Annotated in this window: 14 protein-coding genes; 7 read left to right on the top strand and 7 right to left on the bottom strand. The window is 64.2% G+C overall.

Annotated features, from left to right (window positions below; all coding sequences use genetic code 11):
* Window positions 1-138: 138 nt before the first annotated feature.
* Entirely contained in the window at window positions 139-6,405 is a 6,267-nt protein-coding gene (locus ACFFP0_RS27435; RefSeq protein ID WP_377265400.1) for an apolipoprotein A-IV repeat region-like domain-containing protein, read from the bottom strand.
* Window positions 6,406-6,882: 477 nt separating this feature from the next.
* Here ACFFP0_RS27435 and ACFFP0_RS27430 point away from each other — a divergent pair, with 477 nt between their 5' ends.
* Both ACFFP0_RS27430 and ACFFP0_RS27425 read left to right on the top strand, forming a co-directional pair.
* Complete coding sequence (locus ACFFP0_RS27430) at window positions 6,883-7,251, top strand: Hpt domain-containing protein (RefSeq protein WP_377265500.1); 369 nt, start codon at window positions 6,883-6,885, stop codon at window positions 7,249-7,251.
* A 137-nt stretch (window positions 7,252-7,388) separates the two neighbouring features.
* Window positions 7,389-7,709, top strand: coding sequence for a 2Fe-2S iron-sulfur cluster-binding protein (locus tag ACFFP0_RS27425; protein WP_377265399.1), 321 nt, complete (start codon window positions 7,389-7,391; stop codon window positions 7,707-7,709).
* A 385-nt stretch (window positions 7,710-8,094) separates the two neighbouring features.
* On the opposite strand, the gene ACFFP0_RS27420 is transcribed toward ACFFP0_RS27425, so the two are convergent.
* Complete coding sequence (locus ACFFP0_RS27420; RefSeq protein WP_377265398.1) at window positions 8,095-8,715, bottom strand: DUF922 domain-containing Zn-dependent protease; 621 nt, start codon at window positions 8,713-8,715, stop codon at window positions 8,095-8,097.
* 106 nt (window positions 8,716-8,821) lie between these two features.
* On the opposite strand from ACFFP0_RS27420, the gene folP reads away from it, so the two are divergent.
* Genes folP through folK form a run of 3 tightly spaced genes read left to right on the top strand, consistent with a single transcriptional unit; the run spans window position 8,822 to window position 10,573 of the window.
* Window positions 8,822-9,697: a dihydropteroate synthase gene (gene folP / locus ACFFP0_RS27415; protein WP_377265397.1), complete on the top strand. Its 876-nt coding sequence runs from the start codon at window positions 8,822-8,824 to the stop codon at window positions 9,695-9,697.
* Window positions 9,697-10,062: a dihydroneopterin aldolase gene (folB, locus tag ACFFP0_RS27410; protein ID WP_377265396.1), complete on the top strand. Its 366-nt coding sequence runs from the start codon at window positions 9,697-9,699 to the stop codon at window positions 10,060-10,062. Before folP ends, folB begins: the two co-directional genes overlap by 1 nt.
* The gene (folK, locus tag ACFFP0_RS27405; protein ID WP_377265395.1) at window positions 10,046-10,573 is read left to right on the top strand and encodes a 2-amino-4-hydroxy-6-hydroxymethyldihydropteridine diphosphokinase; all 528 of its coding nucleotides are present in this window, start codon (window positions 10,046-10,048) and stop codon (window positions 10,571-10,573) included. The genes folB and folK overlap by 17 nt, the downstream gene beginning before the upstream one ends.
* An 18-nt stretch (window positions 10,574-10,591) precedes the next feature.
* Here folK and ACFFP0_RS27400 read toward each other — a convergent pair whose 3' ends face one another.
* The 4 genes from ACFFP0_RS27400 to ACFFP0_RS27385 form a co-directional block, all read right to left on the bottom strand.
* Window positions 10,592-11,146: a hypothetical protein gene (locus ACFFP0_RS27400; RefSeq protein WP_377265394.1), complete on the bottom strand. Its 555-nt coding sequence runs from the start codon at window positions 11,144-11,146 to the stop codon at window positions 10,592-10,594.
* Between the two features lie 102 nt (window positions 11,147-11,248).
* Window positions 11,249-12,328 (bottom strand): YcjF family protein, encoded by a 1,080-nt coding sequence (locus ACFFP0_RS27395; protein ID WP_377265393.1) that lies wholly within the window; start codon window positions 12,326-12,328, stop codon window positions 11,249-11,251.
* Complete coding sequence (locus ACFFP0_RS27390) at window positions 12,325-13,794, bottom strand: YcjX family GTP-binding protein (RefSeq protein ID WP_377265392.1); 1,470 nt, start codon at window positions 13,792-13,794, stop codon at window positions 12,325-12,327. The genes ACFFP0_RS27395 and ACFFP0_RS27390 overlap by 4 nt, the downstream gene beginning before the upstream one ends.
* Before the next feature lie 71 nt (window positions 13,795-13,865).
* Complete coding sequence (locus ACFFP0_RS27385; RefSeq protein ID WP_377265391.1) at window positions 13,866-14,375, bottom strand: SixA phosphatase family protein; 510 nt, start codon at window positions 14,373-14,375, stop codon at window positions 13,866-13,868.
* A gap of 274 nt (window positions 14,376-14,649) precedes the next feature.
* On the opposite strand from ACFFP0_RS27385, the gene dksA reads away from it, so the two are divergent.
* Entirely contained in the window at window positions 14,650-15,069 is a 420-nt protein-coding gene (gene dksA / locus ACFFP0_RS27380; protein WP_085424344.1) for an RNA polymerase-binding protein DksA, read from the top strand.
* Between the two features lie 106 nt (window positions 15,070-15,175).
* Here dksA and ACFFP0_RS27375 read toward each other — a convergent pair whose 3' ends face one another.
* Entirely contained in the window at window positions 15,176-16,210 is a 1,035-nt protein-coding gene (locus ACFFP0_RS27375) for a flagellar biosynthesis protein FliO (RefSeq protein ID WP_377265390.1), read from the bottom strand.
* Between the two features lie 248 nt (window positions 16,211-16,458).
* Between ACFFP0_RS27375 and cckA the strand changes: the two genes are divergently transcribed.
* A complete protein-coding gene (gene cckA, locus ACFFP0_RS27370; RefSeq protein WP_377265389.1) occupies window positions 16,459-19,074 on the top strand; it encodes a cell cycle histidine kinase CckA in 2,616 nt (871 codons plus the stop codon).
* The last annotated feature ends 179 nt before the right edge of the window (window positions 19,075-19,253 follow it).

The following is a 19,253-nucleotide window of genomic DNA, read 5'->3' as shown; positions in this document are numbered from 1 at the left end:
GCCGGGGGCGTTCAAGCCTCGAACGCCGGGCTCTTTCCAAATTCTTTCATCGGATCAAGTTCTTTCATCGAAACGAAAAGGCCGCCCCGAAGGGCGGCCTTTTCGTTTGCCTGTTTCGGCTCGGGCCTGGGCCGGTTTTTAGCTGAACCGGCCGGCGGCGTGGGCGAGCATCGTGTAGACCTTGCCCGTATCCGAGGTAAGGTAGCTCTGCGTCACCGTCTTGTCGCGATCGGTGCGGGCGACGTCTGCGAGCAGCTTCTCGAAATCGGCGATATAGCGATCGACGGCGGTGCGGAATTCCGGCTCCCGTTCGTACTTGCGCTTGATCTCGTCAAAGGTCTGCTGGCCTTTCAGCGTGTAGAGGCGGCGGGTGAAGACGTCGCGTTCGCCACGCTGGTAGCGCCGCCACAGGTCGACCGAAGCATCGTGATCGATGGCGCGGGCGATATCGACCGAAAGCGAATTCAGCGATTCGACCATATGACGCGGATTGCGGTTGTCGCCGTTGCTGCGCGGTGCCGGCGCTGGAGCCGGTTCAGCCGCACGCGGCGTCGGTTGCTGCTGGCGCGCGGCAGGAGCCTGCTGCGCGGCCTCATCGCGGGAGGCGCCGCGCAGCAGGTTGCTGATCCATCCGTCGTCGCCCGCGTTGCCGCCGCGGGGCGCCGGTTCCTGCGCGCGCGGGGCCGGCGAGGAGGCCGGACGGTCGAGCGGGAGCGACCCGCGCAACGAACCGGAGGCGTAGGGATCGTTGCGTGGTGCGGCCGGAGCGGGCTGCGGGATCGCCGCGGCAGCGGAGGGCTGCGGACGCGCCGGCTGCGGTGCCGGAGCCGGGCGGGCTGCCGATGCCTCGGAGACTTCGAAATTCTGCGTCGAACGGCCGACCAGTGCGGAAATGTCCTGCAGGGCCTTGATCTGTTCGGCGACCGCGCGGCGCATGGCGGCAGCACTTTCCTTGGCTTCCTCGGGAAGATCGAAGGCGCCGCGCTTCAGTTCCGAGCGGGTGACGTCCAGTTCGCGGCGGATATCCTGTGCCGAACGGCGGATTTCCTCCGTCGCGCCGGAGAAGCGGCCGATTGCTTCCTCGACCGATTCCCGCAGTGTGTCGCGAAGCTGCTCGGCCGCGCTGCCGGACCGGCTGGTCGCGTCCGACAGCAGCCGCTCGACGTCACCGAGCGAGGCCGCGATGCTTCCGCGCATCCGTTCGGACAGGTCGCGGGTGCGCTTTTCGGCGTCGGAGAGGGTCGCTTCGATGGAGCGGTTGGCTTCTCCGCCGGCATTGACCAGAGCCTCCCGCATCGCGTCGGCGGTGATTTCGGCGCGGTGCTGGGTTTCCCCCAGCGTACGGCCGATATCCGCGAACGAGGCGTGCAGGCTCTCGCGCAGGCGGGAACCGACCTGGAGGGAACGCTCTTCCGCTTTCTCGAACGCGCTGTCGACGAGGTTCGTCAGGCTGCGCATCGTCCCTTCGATCTCTTCGGAACGCTTGACGAGGCCGCCTGCCAGGCTGCGCAACGCGCTCTGGCGCTCGTCGAGCGTGCTTACGAGGTTGGACTGGGCGGCGCCGAGGAGATCGGACGCCTCGGAAAGAACCCGTGAATGCTCGTCGAAGCGGCCGACGATGCCGCCGACCTGATCGAGCGTCTGGCCGAAGACTTCCGACATGCGCTCGATATTGGTTTCGAGCATGCGGGTCGAGCTGGAAACGATGTCGGAGGCATGGCTGGCCGACTGCGTGAAGCGGCTGGCGGTGGCGCCAAGCCTGCGGTCGGCTTCCGCGAGCTGTTCCACGACGGTATCGGCGCTGGTGCCGATCTCCTGCGTCGCCTGCTGAACCAGTGCGCTGATGCTGGCATTGCTGTCCGCCAGCTTGTCGATGAGGCCGTTGACCGCGACGGAAAGGCCCTGTTCGACGTAGCGCATGGTGCCTGCGGCATTTTCCGTGCGCTGGCTGATTGCCGCGAGCGTATCGTTCGTCCTGGCGGCGATCGCGTCGATCAGCGCCGAGTTCTCGTCGCGAATCCGCGCGGTCGTCTCTTCCGCAGCCGAGGTCAGGCGCTCGGCGCCCTGCTGGGCGGCGGTCGTGATCTGTTCGACGGCGGCGCGACCGGTTTCGGCATATTCCTCGACGATCGGCTTCGCCTTTTCGTCGAGAAGACGCGCCAGTTCGGCCGATCGGCTTGCGAGCATGGAGTTCAGATCGCGGGCGCGGGTATCGAGGGCCGAGCGGATGGCGTCGCCGCGTGCGGCAAGCGCCCGGTCGACGGCGTCCATCGCGGTGTCGAGCTGGGTTGCCGTCTCGGTCAGCGCGGTGCGGATATCGTCGCCGCGTGAGCCGAGCGCCTTCTGCGCGTCATCGAGCGCTTCGGAAATCGCCGTGACCTGGCGTTTCACCAGGCTGTCGGCTTCCGCCACCTTGTTGACGATCGCGTTGCCGGCCTCGGAGAAGGCATGGGCCACGGTTGCGGCCTGACCGGCGAGCCGGTTCTGCGTTTCCGATATCCGTCCGACGATCTGCGTGGAGCGTTCCTCGATCGCCTTGGTGAACTCGCTGTTGCGGGTGGTCAGCTCCTCGGTGAATTCCGCGCCGGCGCGGGCAAGCACTTCGGCCGAGCGGGTGGCTTCCGCATCCATGCTCTGGGCGGCGGCGCTGACGGCCTCGCGCAACGTCGAGGCGAGACCGACGGCTTTACCTTCGATCGTCTTGGTCACGTTGTCGAGACCGATGGTCAGCGCACGGTCGATCGTGCCGAGCCGTTCTTCGATGCGGGCGGTGCGGCTGTCCATGGTTTCTTCGATCCGGTCCGTCGCTTCCCCGGCCACACGGCCGAATTCGGCGGCACGGCTGCCGAGCGCTTCGGAAAGCGTGCTCCCGGCGGTGTCGACAAGCTGGGTCGCGCTGAGGATCTCGTCGCGGATGCGGCCTTCCAGGCCGCCGAAGGTGGATTCGATGCGCCCGCCGGTTTCTTCGAGCGCTTCCTGAACTCCGCCCACGGTCTGGCGGATGCGGTTGGAGAAGGCGTCCGCCGACCGGCCGATCTCGCCGGCGGCATCGGAAAGCCGGGTGGCGAGCGTGCCGACATTGTCGCGCAGGCGTTCTTCCAGCGACTGACCGGCCGTGTCGATGGCGCCCTTCAAGGCACTCTGATGGCCTTCCAGCGACATTTCCAGCATGCCGGCGCTGGCGGCGATCGACGTGCTGAGAGACGTCGCCTGGTCGTTCATCAGGCTGCCGATCTGGTTCTGCGCCTCGCCGAGCGTCGAGGCGATCATGCCGGTGCGCTCATCGAGCGTCTCGCGGAGCTGATCGTGGCCGGAACCCAGCGTCGCTTCCATCTGCTGATGCCCAAGGCCGATCGTGGCGGCGATACGTTCCTGCGTGGAGCCGAGCACGGCCTCCATGCGCTCCAGTCCGTCGGTCATGCCGGTTTCGAAGCGGTGTGCTCCATCTGCCAGCGCATTTTCGATGCGGTTGGCGGCGCCTCCCACGGCGTGTTCGAGGCGTTCCCCACCCGTTTCCAGGAGACGCGACAGCTCCGCGGTGCGGTTCTCGAGCGCCAGGTCGAGGTTGAGCTGATTGTCCGCATAGGCGTTGCGAATGGCTTCCGTCCGCGCGGCGAAGGATTGCTCGATGCGGCCGTCCGCGTCGGCGAGCGCGCCCGCGAATGCCGTTGCCTTCTCATCGAGCATGCCGGTGAGACGGTCCTCGCCAAGCGCGAAGGCGGTCGCGATCTCCATCGACTTGTCGTCGAGGATTTCGGCGAGCTTGTCGCGGTTGGTATTCAGCGCCTCATGGATTTCGGACGTCCGGCGGCCGAGATCGCTGCCGATCCGCTGTTCCGTATCCGAGAGCGTGCGGGCGAGGGCTTCCGCCTTCTCATCGAGCGTGCCGGTGAGGCGATCCTCGCCGAGCGCGAAGGACGTGGCGATTTCCATCGACTTGTCCTGAAGGATTTCGGAAATCCGCTCGCGATTGGTGTCGAGCGACGCCTGCATCTCCAAGGCATGGCGGCCGAGATCGCCGCTGATCCGCTGTTCGCTTTCGGTGAGCGTGCGGGCAATGTGCTCCGCCCGTTCGTCGAACATGCCGGCCAGGCGCTCCGGCGCATTGGACATCAGCGCGTCGAGCGCCGCGGTCTTCTGGCCCAGCACCTCGGTCAGATGGTCGTGGCTGCCGGAAAGGGCCGCGATGATCGCACCCGAACGGATCGCCAGCCCCTGCTCGAACCTGGTCTGGTTTTCCGAAAGCGTGTTGAGAAGGTTGCTGCCGCTTTCGCTGAACAGGCCGTCGATCGCCTGCCGTGCATTCGCAAGCCCTTCTTGAAGCTCGCCGACGCCTGATCCGAGCGTGCTCTGGATGCCGGCGGCATGGGATGAGAGCGTGCCGTCGATCGCCTGATGGGCGGTTGCAAGCGAGTCCCGGATCTCCCCGACGCGCGATCCGAGCACGTTCTGGATTCCAGCCGCATGGGATGCGAGCGTGCCATCGATGGTCTGGTGCGCGCTTGCAAGCGAATCCTGAATCTCGCCGGTACGCGACGCAAATGTGCTCTGGATGCCGGCGGCATGGGATGCGAGCGCGCCGTCGATCGCCTGATGGGCGTTCGCGAACGTATCCTGAAGCTCGCCGACGCGCGATCCGAGAACGGTGTGAATCTCGGCGGCGCGGGAGGCGAGGGTGTCCTGGATTTCGCCGCTGCGTGCCGTCAGAGCGTCCGAAAGTTCGCGAGAGCGGCTTTCGAGCATGGAATCGAGCACTTCCTGGCCGGTTCCCAGCGTCGTCGCCAGCGCGAGCGACTGGTCGGTCAGCGAGGAACTGATGCGCTCGATGCTGGAGCCGAGGATGTTCTCGATCGATTCCGAGCCGCTCGCCACGGTCTCGTTGATGCGGGCAAGGCTGTCCATGAGCTTGCTGTCGAGCGTGCCGGCCCGCTGGTCGAACGCCGACGTGAACTGCGAGATGCTCTCATCGAAAGTCGTGCTGAGCTGGCCGACCGTGGCCTGCAGCCGTTCCTCGAAGAAGCCGGAACGCATGTCGAGATCCATGACCACGTCGTCGACGGTGCTCTGGAGGCTCTGGCGGAACGAAGAGCTCTTCTCGTCGAGCGAGCTGTTGAGCGCGGCGAGGATGCCGTCGAGGGAGCCGGTGAGCGTCCTTTCGCTGTCGGTCAGGCCCTCGGTGATCTCGCGGGTGCGGGCAAGCAGGGTTTCGTTGAGCTGGCGGGTGCGGTCGGCAAGCGCCGCGTTCAGCTTTTCCGTATTGGCGTCGAGCGTGGAGGCCCGGGTCTGGAACTCGTTCAGCAGCGCCTGGCCGCGCTGCGAAAGCACGGACGTGATCTGCTCCATCCGCTCGTCGAACTCGTGGGCCAGCGCAAAGCCCGAGGAGTTCAGGGTCTGCAGCAGGCTCTCCGCCTTGTTGCTGAGCAGCGTGCCGAGAGCTTCGCCCGCGGTATTGGATTTCTCCATCAGCGTGGCTGCGCGCGTGTCGATCATCGAGGCGAAGGCCTCGCCCGAGGTCGCGAGGCGGATGGAAATCTCCTCGGTCGCCAGCGACAGTTCTTCCTTGAGCTGGTCGTGCGCGCCGACGATCGAGGAGCGGATGCGCTCGGCATGATTGACGATCGCGTCGCGTTCGGCGCCGAGTTCATGCACGAGCCCGCGCACGCGCAATTCGTTGTCGGTGAAGCTGCGCTCCAGCGCGTTGACTTCCGAATGGACGAGCGTTTCAAGCTCGGCGGCGCGCGCGATGGTGCGTTCGATGCCTTCGTTCATCGCCGAGACTTCACGGCGAACGGCCTGGCCGACGCTCATGATGCGTTCGGAAGCGACGGTCTCCGGCTCGGAAAGGCGAAGCGCCACCTCGGCCATGGAGCGGGCGGCGTTCCGCAGGTCCTGCGCGCGCGCCATCATGATGGCGAAGGCGAAGAAGAGCATGATCGGAATGAGGATGCCGACGGCCAGCGCGACGATGCCGGGTGCGGCAAGCACGCCTTCGACGGAGGTGATCTGCCAGAGCTGGTTGCCGTAGATGAGCTGGCCGAGGCCGATGCCGGCGACCGCCCACAGGATGGACAGGATCACGGCATTGCGGATGGCCGAGCGCATCGCGCCGCCTTCGAGCGTCCTGAGGATGGCGGTGGTGCTGCGCCGGCCGGCATCATTGGCGGGCTGGAAAGTCGGAGACCTGGCGGCGGCCTCGGAGACGGCCGCCTTGAAGGAATCGGGCGCGTCATCCTGATCTTGCGAGGAAGCCTGACGCGGCTTGGATGTGTCTGACACTCTGGCCTCCGAGGCATGGGGCGCTGATTTGGGGCGCGGCGTCTCGTCGTTGAAATTGATCTTCAGAGCATCTTCCAACGCCTGGAACGCCGTCTCATCGATCGACTCGCTGCTGGTTTTCTTTGCCATGCGGTTACGCCTCGTTACATACTCGCCCGGCCACCCCATCCGACGTCCTGCCGCCTGCAGGCCGAAAGACGGGATATTGCCTGCCGGAAATCCCGCATCCCCTCATGGAACCCGGATTTCCTGTTCACTCTCATGTCGGACGGCCGTTCTTTCAAACGGATGATAACGAAAGCTTACCAATCTGCCATCCGGGGCAAGGGGAGAATATTCCCCGCCACCCTAGTCGTACTGTAGTGGCACATTCATCCATCTGGCACAATTAAAACGCCCTCCCGCGACCGGGGGCGCCAAAAGTTGTTAACAGAATTTAAACCATGAGAAGATGCAAAAGCCCTAAAATCCCGGGAGCTTAGCAGAAATTAACCATATGGGAAGATTCCGGCCCAGATTGTGCCGAAATTTAACGGGATAGCGGCGCATGCCCCGCACAATTCGGGACATTCCGGAAGAACAATAGGGAAAAATAGGTCCATGGCAATGGCAGCCGTTCGTATCGCGTTCGAAGCACCTGAAAACCACCAGGGCGCTTGCCCTTCGCACCAGCGCCCGATCGACCTCGTCCACCTGGCGACCCAGACCATGGGCGACAAGGCGCTCGAAGTGGAAGTGCTGCAGATGTTCGCCCGCCAGGCGCGGCACGCGCTGCAGGACATGGCCGGCGCCGATGCAGCGGCGACCGTGGCACTCGCTCATCGCCTGAAGGGCGCCGCCGGCGCCGTCGGCGCCTTCCAGGTTTCCGCCGCGGCCGAGAAGCTTGAAAACAACGGCGCGGATGCGGCCCTGAAAGCCGCAGTCGGCGCGGCCGTGGTGGAAGTCGAGAACTTCATTAATAAGCTCTGCCGCTAAGGGCATTGATTTTCTGCTGGGGGCGCCTCTGGAACAGCCCGTGGCGCCCGAAAAAGTTGACTGCGCCGGGGTTTTATCGGAAGACAGCGCGCTTAGATAAGAGCTGCAACCCTTCAACATTCCGGATTTCCAACATCATGACGAAACTGACGATCGTTGCCTACGACGGAACGCGCTTCGATATCGACGCCGAGCCCGGCTCCACCGTTATGGAGAATGCGGTTCGCAATTCCGTTCCCGGCATCGAAGCGGAATGCGGCGGCGCCTGTGCCTGTGCCACCTGTCATGTCTATGTCGACGAAGACTGGACGGAGAAGGTGGGACCTCCGGCCCCGATGGAGGAGGACATGCTCGACTTCGCCTTCGACGTGAAGCCGAATTCCCGGCTTTCCTGTCAGATCAAGGTGAAGCCCGAACTTGACGGGCTCGTGGTCAACGTGCCCGAGCGGCAGGGCTGATTTCCCGTTTCCAGGCCACGGTTCAAAAAGAAGCCTCGCTGCGCATAAGCGGCAAGCGAGGCGAGGCGGGCGCATCACCGCAGGCGAGGGAGGAAACACCTGCGGCTTGAAGACGCGCCAGGAGAACTGAAACAGGGACCGTGACTCGGGAACGCCTGAAGCAACTGCGTGGAACACATCGGCCGGGCCGGAAAAGCACGCTGATCTCGTTGTGATCCATCCCGTCCGTTTCGTCGTTCGGGGCCGGAATGGATCAGCCATGACTTACCTTGTATACGAGATTCGTGTTTTAGGCCATCACGATAAATCACCCGTCATTGACGAGATGCGACGCAAGTCTCGCAAAAGCCTTGGGGTGGCGCGACGATCCAGCGGTGAGGCGGGCTTATTTGCCCTTGCGCTGCATGTTGTATTGCAGAAGGCGCATCATCCGCGCATCGAAATTCGTCGCCTCGACCCGGTCGAAGCGCAATTGCTCCCGGTCATGGGCCTCGAGGATCTGGCGCGTGGTTTCCGCCACCTGTTTCTCCAGGGCGTCGCAGTTCCTGTTCGAGGGGAGCGCCAGCAGTTCCCGTTCGAGCTGGCGGGCGTGGTTGCGGGCGATCTCCGCGTGCCGTTCCTCATGCCGTTTTATATCGGTCGACAGCGTGTCCCAGATGAAGCCGAGGTCGGCGCTGGCACGGCTGCGGTTGCCCCAGCGAGGCAGGATGATGCGGGTGCGCAATGTCACGCGCGCGCCGCCGATCGAGCAGCGGCCGCCTTTTTCCACATAGGTGACGTCGCCGCCGAACTTGATCTCGGTCGCGCCCGGATGGCGATGCCCGGTCGTGCGGGTGGTCGGCCCCCGTTTCTCGAGTTCCTTGTCGAGATCTTCGGCGGTGCGCCCGCCGATCCGGAAATAGGAATAGGTCTTGCTGATGACAGGCTCGGCCGAGGCCGTCGCCGGGATCACGCAGAGGAGAAGAATTGCACCGAAAAGCCGGCGGACTCCGCGCATTGAAAACATTCTATGGCCTGCGACGTTGAACTTATGGGGACCTTGGGGCATAGCCAACCGGAGCGCAACAGAAAGGCATGAAATTTTGCGTTACCCTGTGACAGATGGACGGCCGGTGATATCGCGGCGCAACAGCACATGGCGCGTCGGGCGGGGTCGTGCCCTCGAACTCGGCCCGCATGGCCACATCATGGCGATCGTCAACGTCACGCCCGATTCCTTTTCCGACGGCGGTCGCCACGCGGGCGTCGACGCCGCCGTGGCCCATGCGCTTGCCTGTGTCCGGGAAGGGGCTGTGATTCTCGACATCGGCGGCGAGTCGACACGGCCGGGCGCCGCGGAGGTGACCGCCTTGGAAGAGCAGGACCGTGTCCTGCCGGTCATCGAAAAACTCTCGGCGGCGACGGATGCCCTGATTTCCATCGACACCTACCGCGCCGAGACGGCGAGGCTCGCCGTGGAAGCGGGCGCCCATATCGTCAACGACGTGCACGGTCTGCAGCGCGAGCCGGCGATCGCCGCCGTTGTCGCCGCGACCGGAGCGGGTATCTGCATCATGCATACGGGCCGCGGACGCGAAGAGGAAAAGCGCGCCGACCGGATCGACGACCAGGCGTTTTTCCTCACCCGGTCGCTCGGGCTGGCCCGCTCCGCCGGAATTGCGGACGATGCGATCATGCTCGATCCCGGCTTCGGCTTTGCCAAGGACCGCGGCGACGACATGGAACTGATGGCGCGTTTCGCGGAATTGCACCGGCTGGGCTTCCCGCTGCTTGCCGGCACGTCCCGAAAGCGCTTCATCGGCGCCGTCACGGGGCGAGAAAGGCCGGATGAGCGCGATGTCGCGACCGCCGCGACGACGGCCATCCTGCGGCTTGCGGGGGCGGCGATCTTCCGCGTCCACAATGTCGCGGCCAATCGCGATGCGCTTCTGATGGCGGATGCCGTGCTGGCCGTCGTCAATGCCTGCGAAAAGAAGGGGGACGGTTGATGGGCACCTATACGATCACGCTGAAGAATTGCGGCTTCTATGCGAAGCACGGCGCCTTCGAGCAGGAAGCGACGCTCGGCCAGCGGTTCTTCGTCGATGTGGTGATGCATGTGGAGGCGGACGAAGCGCTCGAGAAGGACGATGTCGAGAGCACGGTCCATTACGGCATCGCCTATGGGATCGTCGAGAAGGTCGTGACGCAGAGCCGCCGCAACCTGATCGAGACCCTTGCGAAGGATATCGCCAAGGCGCTCTGTGCCTGGTCGCCGCAGATCAGGCGGGCCGACATCACCGTGCGCAAGCCGAGCGTACCCATCCCGGGCATCCTGGACTATGCGGAGGTGCGCGTTGAGCATTTCGCCTGACAAGGTTTTCGAGGTCGCCGCGCTGGGGCTCGGTGGCAATATCGGCGACCCGCCGGCGGCCATGGGAGAAGCCCTCCGGCTGCTCGATCAACGCGAGGACTGCCGCGTTCTCGCCGTCTCGAAACTCTATTCGACGCCGCCGTGGGGAAAGACGGATCAGGCGGATTTCTTCAATTGCTGCGCTCTGGTGGAAACCTCCCTGGAGCCCGGGGAACTTCTCGACGTCTGCCTGTCGATCGAGCGCGGCATGAAGCGAATTCGGCTGGAGCGCTGGGGGCCGCGCACCATTGACATCGATATCCTGATCTACGGGGCGCACGAGCGGAAGACGGAAAAACTGGAAGTGCCGCACCCGCGCATGACCGAACGCGGCTTTGTCCTGCAGCCCCTTGCCGATATCGCGCCGGAACTTGCCGTGAAGGGGCGCAAGGTAAGTGATTGGCTGCAGAGTATCGATACGGCCGGCATCAAGGTTGCGCAGGCCGACAGGGATTGGTGGCGGAGCGCCTGAACGCCCCGCTTCTGCCTGTTACTGGTCGATCGATCCGACGGCGATGGAATCCAGATCCCGGTCGAGGGAGAGCCCGATCACCGGAACCATCTGGTCCTCGACCTTGACGGAAATGGTGATGTTCATCTTGTTTTCGCCCCGCAGGCTCGCAACCATCGCGCCGTTGAGCTGATTGCGGTTGATGCCCATCACGACCTTGTCGCCGTTGACGGAGCCGGAAACGATGTCCAGCCCTTTGCCTTCGGCGCCGTCGAGGAACTTGCCGGTATAACCGCGTCCGGTCTGGGTGATGACCGCCGACATGGGCTGCTGGAAGACGCCGACGCGGCATGTGCCGTCGAGCTTGATGCCGACATCGCCGTCGGGAGACGGGGCGCCGGTCAGGTTGCAGTTGAACTTGGTGCCCTTGTATTTGCCGGCGACGATTTCGCCCGGGCCTTTCCATATCCCCGCGACCGACTGGAAGAAGGCCTTGTCGCGAGGAGCGGCTTCTGCTTGCGGGGTCATGGCCGATGTGGCTGCAACAGTCAGGGCGGCGAGGCCGCCGAGAAGCGAAAAGAAGCGCGGATACATGAACTTTCCCTTGTCAGGCAGCAACTTTAAGTGCCCCGTAATTTAGGCGGGAATGGTTAACGACTGGTATCCAAGGCCGGTTGGCGGTGGTCCGCGACCTGCCTATTCGTCCTCTTTCCGTCCGCCGACAGCCGCGATATCCGAGATGAAATCGCCGATTCCGGGGCGTTTGACGGCGCGGAACGGCAACGGCCGGCAGAGGTCCATGGCTGCGATGCCGATTCGGGCTGTAAGCAATCCGTTGATCACGCCTTCGCCCAATCGCTTCGACAGTTTGGAGGCAAGTCCCTGGCCGAGCACCTGCTGGGCAAGCCCGTCGCCGACGGCGATCGATCCCGTCACGGCGAGATGGGCGATCACATCGCGCATCAGGCGGGCGAGGCCGAGCGTGCCGGGCCGGCCGCCATAGAGTTCGGCCATGGCGCGGATCAGCCGGGTCACCTCGAAGAGCACATAGGCAAGGTCGACGATTGCGCGCGGACTGACCGCCGTGACGATCGAAACGCGCTTGGAGGAGCCGAGAATGAGAGCGCGGGCCTTGCGGTCGAGAGGTGCCAGAAGCTCGCGCTCGGCAAGCTCGATCAGCTGCGGGCCGTCGATGATGTCATCCTTCGTGGCATCGAGTTCGGCGCGGCCCCTGGCCGTCTCCGCGCGGTGGCTGAGGAGCTTCACCAGTTTGGCGACGACCGCGCGCGCGCCGTCCGGGTGAGGGGAGAGAATGGCGCCCTCCGCTTCGGCCTTCAGGGTCTGGACGGCGGAAAGGCGCATCAGGCCGAAGATCTCGCGGCCGACGATCACCACGACAGCAAGCAATCCGAGCCCGAGCGCGATCAGGGCCGCATAACCGAGCCAGTCGGCACGGGAGAAGAGATCGCGGATGACGCGGTCGGCCCACAGGCCGAAGGCAAGCGAGAGGAATGTGCCGAAGGCCGCGATCGCCAGGTTCACGAAGGAGAACTTCCTGCGCGCCCGGGGCGAGGCAATCGGGATCGTGTCGGCGGCAAGCTCGGACGACGTCAGGAACGGGTCCTCCGCATCCGGGGTGATGACGACGCCGTCCTCGAAACTGCGCGGGCTGCGGCGCGCCGCAACGGCTCGCCCGGTCGCCGGGGCCGGTTCCTCCTCGACAGAGAACGAGGCGGGGCGGCGCTTGCCGTTCTGGGAGGTTTCGGGAGGTCTCATGCGAGGCGGTCTCCGAACAGGAACTGCATGGCGCGGTCGAGCCGGATATGCGGCACCGAAAGTTTCAGGCCGCCATTGGCCTCTTCGAGCGCGGGAGGGCGGAAACGAACGATATTGATCTCCGGAAGTTCGGCGTCGGGAGAATCGAGATGTTGAAACAGTGCTTCGGGATTTTCCGGCAAGTCACCGGGAAATATCGCAGTTTTCCGGTTTCCATCGAAGCTTTCACCGTTGATGGTTTCGCCGGCCATCGGCGTGCCGACGATGACCGGCAGAACGTGGTTGCCTTCCTTGACCGTGGCTTCCCGCGTGGCGCGCACGGAAGCGATCGCCATCACCTCGATGCCCGCGCCGGCCATGCCGATCCGCCGGATGGCGCGATCGACCAGCCGGGCCGTCAGCCTTTCCAGCCGGTCATGGCTTTCGTGATGCAGGTGGTCGGCCTTGGTGGCGGCGACGAGGACCTTGTCGATCCTCCGGCCGACGAGCGACGAGAAGAGGCTGTTGCGGCCGGGGCGGAAACAGGCGAGCACATCGGTCAGCGCCCTTTCGAGATCCTGCACGGCTTCCGGACCGCGATTGAGCGCCTGCAGCGCGTCGATCAGCACGATCTGACGGTCGAGCCGGGCGAAATGCTCGCGGAAGAAGGGTTTCACCACGATGTTCCTGTAGGCGTCGTAGCGCCGCTCCATCATGGCGCGGAGCGACCCCTTCGGGGCCTTGGTCGCCGGAACGTTCGGCAGGGGGGCAAATGTGAGCGCGGGCGATCCTTCCAGGTCGCCGGGCATCAGGAAACGGCCGGGCGGCAGCGTGGAGAGCGAACGTTCATCCGACTTGCAGGCCTTCAGATAGGCGGCAAACGCTTCCGAAAGACGCCGCGCCGTCATCTCGTCCGCCGGCGCGTCCATGTCGATGCTCGCAGCCAGCGCCAGCCATTCCCGCGACAATTCCTTGCGGATGCCGGTCTCCGCAAGGGTTGCGGTATTTTCGCTGAATTCGCGGAAATCCTGTGCAAGCAGCGGCAGGTCGAGCAACCATTCGCCGGGGTAGTCGACGATGTCGATCGAAAGCTGGCCGCGCGAGAACATGCGGTTCCAGCCGCTGGCGCTCTGATAATCCAGGGTGACGCGCAGTTCCGAGATGGCGCGGGTCGAATCCGGCCAGATCCGGTCGCGCACCAGCGCCTGGATATGGTCCTCGTACTGAAACCGCGGGATCGCATCGTCCGGCTGCGGCTCGAGCCGCGCGGCCGAGACCCGGCCGGAGCGCACCGCCTCCAGGAGCGGCAGCCGTCCGCCGTTCAAAAGGTTATGGACGAGCGACGAGATGAAGACCGTCTTGCCGGCGCGCGACAGGCCCGTGACGCCGAGCCTGATGGTGGGATTCACAAGACCGGAAGCCCGGTCGGCGATATTGTCGAGCGCAATGCGTGCGTCGTCGGTGAGGCTGGTGAGCGAAGGCGGCAAGGCGTCGTTCCGGGTCCAGGTTTTTCGCCTATATAGGAAGCGCCGTCGGCACTGAAAAGGCGAGGCGCATCTCAGGCGGTTATGAAATCGACCAGCACCCAGCCGGCCTCCGAACCGGAGACGACGCCGCGATAGTCGAGTACGGCAAGGCCGGCGGGCGGATAGCCGCTCGGAATGGCAGCCATCATCTGGTCGGCGCCGATCAACGCTTCCAGCACTTCTTCCATGGTCGGATTGTGGCCGATCAGCATGACCGAGGTACTGTCCTTCTGGCCTTCGAGGACGGCGAGATAGGTGCCGAGCGAGCCATTGTAGAGCTCATCGACATAGACCGGCTCGATCGCCTCGTTGATCGCGCGACGGATCGCCTCGGCCGTCTGGCGGCAGCGCACGGCGGTCGAGCTGATGACAATATCGGGCGCGTAGTTCCTGTCGGCCGCCTTGTCAGCGACGATTTCCGCCTCGGCAAAGCCCTGGTTGTCGAGCGCGCGATCGAAATCGTGCTGTCCCGGCTCCGCCCAGCCCGACTTGGCATGGCGCAGGAGGTAGATGCGGGAAGGAGGAGGATTGATCGTCGTCATGCCCGGCGCCAGGATTTCGGAAATTCGAATGGATGGGTAGCCTTTCGACGGGATGCTCGTCAACTACCCGAAATGCTTCCGGATGATGCCGTGCCGTTTGGAGGAACTTGGAGCGGGAATACTGATGATCGGAAATAAAAGCTTAAAAAATAGCCGTTTAGCCGATTTTTGTGACAGTTTTAAAAATGCCTTGATGCTAGGCGGCAAGGCTTGAATCGGCATGGGCGAATGGGATATAGAGGCGCCGCATGAGATGTTCTTCAGGAGAATCGCGTTGAGTGAGAAGATCGATCTTAGCAATTATGTGCTCTCGGAAGACGACGAGTTCATGAATGCAAATCAGAAAGCGTATTTCCGGGCGAAGCTGATTGCTTGGAAGAATGACATCCTGAGAGAAGCGCGCGAAACGCTGGACCATCTGGCGGAAGAAAGCGCGAACCATCCCGATCTTGCCGACCGGGCCTCCTCCGAAACCGACAGGGCCATCGAACTTCGCGCCCGCGACCGCCAGCGCAAGCTGATTGCCAAGATCGATGCAGCCCTTCAGCGTATCGAAGACGGCACCTACGGATATTGCGAGGAAACCGGCGAGCCGATCGGCCTCAAGCGTCTTGACGCGCGTCCGATCGCCACCTTGTCGATCGAGGCGCAGGAACGTCACGAGCGCCGCGAAAAGGTTTACCGGGACGAATAATTTCGGGATTCATCTGAAATAAAGACTTCAAGGCACGGTCCCCCGTGCCTTTTTTGTTGGCGGAAGACTTGCTTTGCTGGCGCAGGACCGGCGCGCCGGGCACCGCCTATTTGTCGCGGCTGACGGACATTTCGCCGAAGATGCGGGCGACTTCCGCCTGCAGGGAAGGTTCCGGCGAAGCCCCGGTGACGGCAGGCACGGTCGGATCGCGCGGCGGCAGCTGGCGGTTCGGCTGCGGGAGGGCCGCCGTCTCGCGGGCTGCGAGGTTGCTGGCCATTTCCTGTTCGAGGATACGTTCGAAATCGCCGCCGAGCTGTTTCGGTTTTTCGGCCGCCGGCTGGAGCGCGGGGGGGGCCGTTGCGGGATTGACCGCTGCGGCGTTGACGGGCACGACGCGCGGCTCCGGCGCATCCTGCAGAACGCGTCCACGGGCTGCGTCCAGCACGTTGGCGGCATTGTCCAGGGAATGAGCGGCTGTTGCGGCGGCGGCGAGCGCTGCGATGGGCCGCAAGGGTTCCGGTTTCACGTCCGGCGCCTGGCGGACTGGCGGCTCGGCTGCCGCTGCGACGGCGACAGGTGATGCGGGCCGCGGAGGCGCGGTCGCGCCTGCCGGGACCTGTCCGGAGACCTGCGCAGGGGCGGAAGGCGTCACGGCGGGCGCGGGCCGCAATGCTTCGCGGGCGACAGGATTTTCTCTGGCCGGTTCGATACGCGGTTCCGGTGCCGCAGGCCGCTGGATCGCGGCGGCTCGCGGTTCGGCAGCCGGAGCAACGGCAACCGCGCTCTCTCTGGGAACCGGGCGGTCCAAGGCGGAAGGGGCGGAAGGGATTGCTACGGCTGCGCCGGGCGCGACAGGCGAAATGCCGCTTTCGATGACGATATCGGTCGGTCCGCCGATCATGATCAGATGCTCGACGTTGTCGCGCCGGACGAGAACCAGCCGTCGGCGCGTGTCGACGGCTGCCGCATCCAGCACCTGCAGCCGCGGCTGGCGATTCTTGCCGCCGCGCACGAAGGGCGAGGGGCCATTGCGGCCGCGGATCATCCAGAGCGCGGCGACGAGCAGGAGAAGAGCGACGCCGACACCAAGGACCGCGATCACGAGGCGGCTGCTATAGGCGCCCAACAGGTCTTCGAACATCTCTTGCCACTCCTCATGTGAACGCCGCCGTAAAAGACGACTTTTTTCCTGCCGAAGCAAGCGCCTGCGGCCATTGTCCCGCCTCGAAAAGCGGGATTGGATGACAAAGATAGGTCGCTCTGCGAAACTGTCCCGGGTTTTGTGGCCTTGCGGAGCTTTTTGCTTTACCTGCAACTTGCTAAGAAGGAATCGCGGGATTTTCCCGTGGATGTCCATGGCCGCGGCACCGGCCGAAATGCGAGGAATTGATGACGAAGTTGCAGCAAGGCGGCAACTACGAGGCGCCTCTGGTGGAGCGCGGGGCGCGCGGCGGCACCATCATCCGGATCGTTCTTCTGGCGCTCGTTCTCTGCGGCGTGGCCGCCGGTTTCGTGCTGTTCCAGCATGCGCTGACCAACGAGGTCGTGCTTGGTCTGCTCGGCATTCTCGCCATGGTCGGCATATTCTTTCTGGTGTCTTCGCTGATCGGCCTTGTCGAGGTCATGCCGCAGTCGCGGTCCGACGAACTGGCGCGCGGGTTTCTCGCCAGCCATCCGGATGGAATCCTGATCACCGATCCGAAGGGGCGCATCCTTTATGCCAATGCGGCCTATGGCAGGATGACGGGAGCGACCAAGGCGAGCAACGTGCAGTCCCTCGAAGCGTTGCTTTCCAAGACCCGCGAATCGACGGAAGCGCTTTACCGGCTTACCACCGCCCTGCGCGAGGGACGCGAAGGCCACGAGGAGTTCCGGCTCCTGCAGCCGATCGGCCGCGCGACCGGCAACGGCTCCGGCGCGCACTGGTATCGCCTGAAGGCGCGGCTGCTCGGACCTGCCGGCAAGGATCAGCTCGATATCTGGCAGATCACCGACATAACCTCCGAGCGCGAGGACCAGGAGCGCTTCTTCCGTGAATTGCAGAACGCCATCGATTATCTCGACCATGCTCCGGCCGGCTTCTTTTCCGCCGGCAAGAAGGGCGAGATCTTCTATCTCAACGCCACGCTGGCCGAATGGCTGGGCATCGATCTCACCAAGTTCGTGCCGCGCTCGACGACGATCTCGGATCTCGTGGCGGGCGAGGGCATGGCGCTGATCCAGTCGGTGCAGGCCGCACCGGGCCTGCAGCGCACCGAGACGCTCGATCTCGACCTGCGCCGCACCAACGGCCAGAGCCTGCCGGTGCGCCTGGTTCATAGCGTCAGCGCCACCCGCGACGGGGCGCCGGGCGAAAGCCGCACGATCGTGCTGGCGCGCCCGAAGGGCGGCGAGGGCGACCAGTCGGCTTCGGCCATGCGCTTCACGCGGTTCTTCAACAATACGCCCATGGCGATCGCCTCGGTGGATGGCGAAGGCAAGATCCTGCGCATCAACGCGCCGTTCCTGAAACTGTTTGCCGGCGTGGTTTCGCGCGATGACGTCGAGACGGGCGTGGAACTGGAGCGCATCGTGCATGAGAATTCGCGCCAGCAGCTCATGCAGGCGCTGGCCGAGGCCAAGGACAGGCAGGGCGACATCGCGCCGATCGATTCGCGCCATCCGGGCGATGAGAACCGCTACATGCGTTTCTATGTGAACGCGGTAGTCGACGAGAGCGACGAGGCGCCTGAAGAGGCGGCGATCGTCTACGCCGTCGAGACCACCGAGCAGAAGGCGCTCGAGACCCAGATGGCGCAGACCCAGAAGCTCAATGCGGTGGGCACGCTGGCGGGCGGCATCGCGCACGATTTCAACAACGTGCTCACCGCGATCCTGCTCTCCTCCGATCATCTTCTTCTCCAGGCGCGCCCCTCCGACGCGAGTTTCGCGGACCTGATGGAGATCAAGCGCAACGCCAACCGCGCGGCCGTTCTGGTCCGCCAGCTTCTGGCCTTCTCGCGCAAGCAGACCATGCGGCCGGCGGTGCTGAACCTCACCGATGTCGTCGGAGACCTGCGCATGCTGGTCGACCGGCTGATTTCCGGCACGAATGTGAAGCTGGAGGTGGATTACGGGCGGGATCTCTGGCCGGTGCGCACGGATCTCTCGCAGTTCGAGCAGGTATTGATCAATCTCTGCGTCAATGCCCGCGATGCCATGCCCCAGGGCGGCACGATCCTGATCAAGACCCGCAACGTTTCCGCACAGGAGGCCGCGGGCTTCCATCAGGCGGACCTGCCTGCGGAGGATTTCGTGATGGTGGAGGTCTCCGACACAGGCACGGGGATTTCCTCCGAGATCATGGACAAGATCTTCGAGCCTTTCTTCACCACCAAGGAGGTGGGCAAGGGGACAGGCCTCGGCCTTTCCATGGTGTACGGGATCGTCAAGCAGTCCGGAGGATACATCTATCCGGAATCCGAGGTCGGCCGCGGCACGAGCTTCAGGATTTTCCTGCCGCGTCATGTCGCCGAGGCTCCGGCTTCCACGCAGGAGACCGCGCGGGTCGACAATGCCGGCGGGACGGGCGGCCAGGCGGTTGCGGCGCCGGTCGTATCGAAGCCGCCCGCGGAAGACCTGGATCTTACCGGCAATTCGGCGGTCGTGCTGCTGGTCGAGGATGAGGAAGCGGTCCGGCGCGGCGGCAAGCGCATGCTGGAGACGCGCGGTTATACGGTCCATGAGGCCGGGTCGGGCACCGAGGCTCTCGATATCATGGAAGAGCTGGAGGGAAAGGTCGACATCGTCGTCTCCGACGTCGTCATGCCCGAGATGGACGGTCCGACATTGCTTGCCGAACTGCGCAAATCCTATCCGGACCTGAAGTTCATCTTCGTTTCCGGTTATGCCGAGGACGCGTTTGCCCGCAACCTTCCGGCCGATGCGAAGTTTGGTTTCCTGCCGAAGCCTTTCTCGCTGAAACAGCTCGCGGTGGCGGTCCGGGAAATGCTCGATTCGGAGTGAGGGGATATTCCCCGGCTGCGAAGAAAACCGGCCGTCGCGATTCGTCCCGCAATTGCGGTGAGGCCTTGTTTTCAAAGATGAATTCTCCACATGGCGGCGGGCGTGAACATCATGAGAACGGATTTGAAATAGCTATTTGAAGTCAATCCGTTGAATGCCTATTGCCAAATGAGAACAAA

The sequence above is a fragment of the Neorhizobium puerariae genome, from assembly GCF_042429745.1.
Taxonomy (GTDB): domain Bacteria; phylum Pseudomonadota; class Alphaproteobacteria; order Rhizobiales; family Rhizobiaceae; genus Neorhizobium; species Neorhizobium puerariae.
This window is presented reverse-complemented; position numbering and strand designations above follow the sequence as displayed.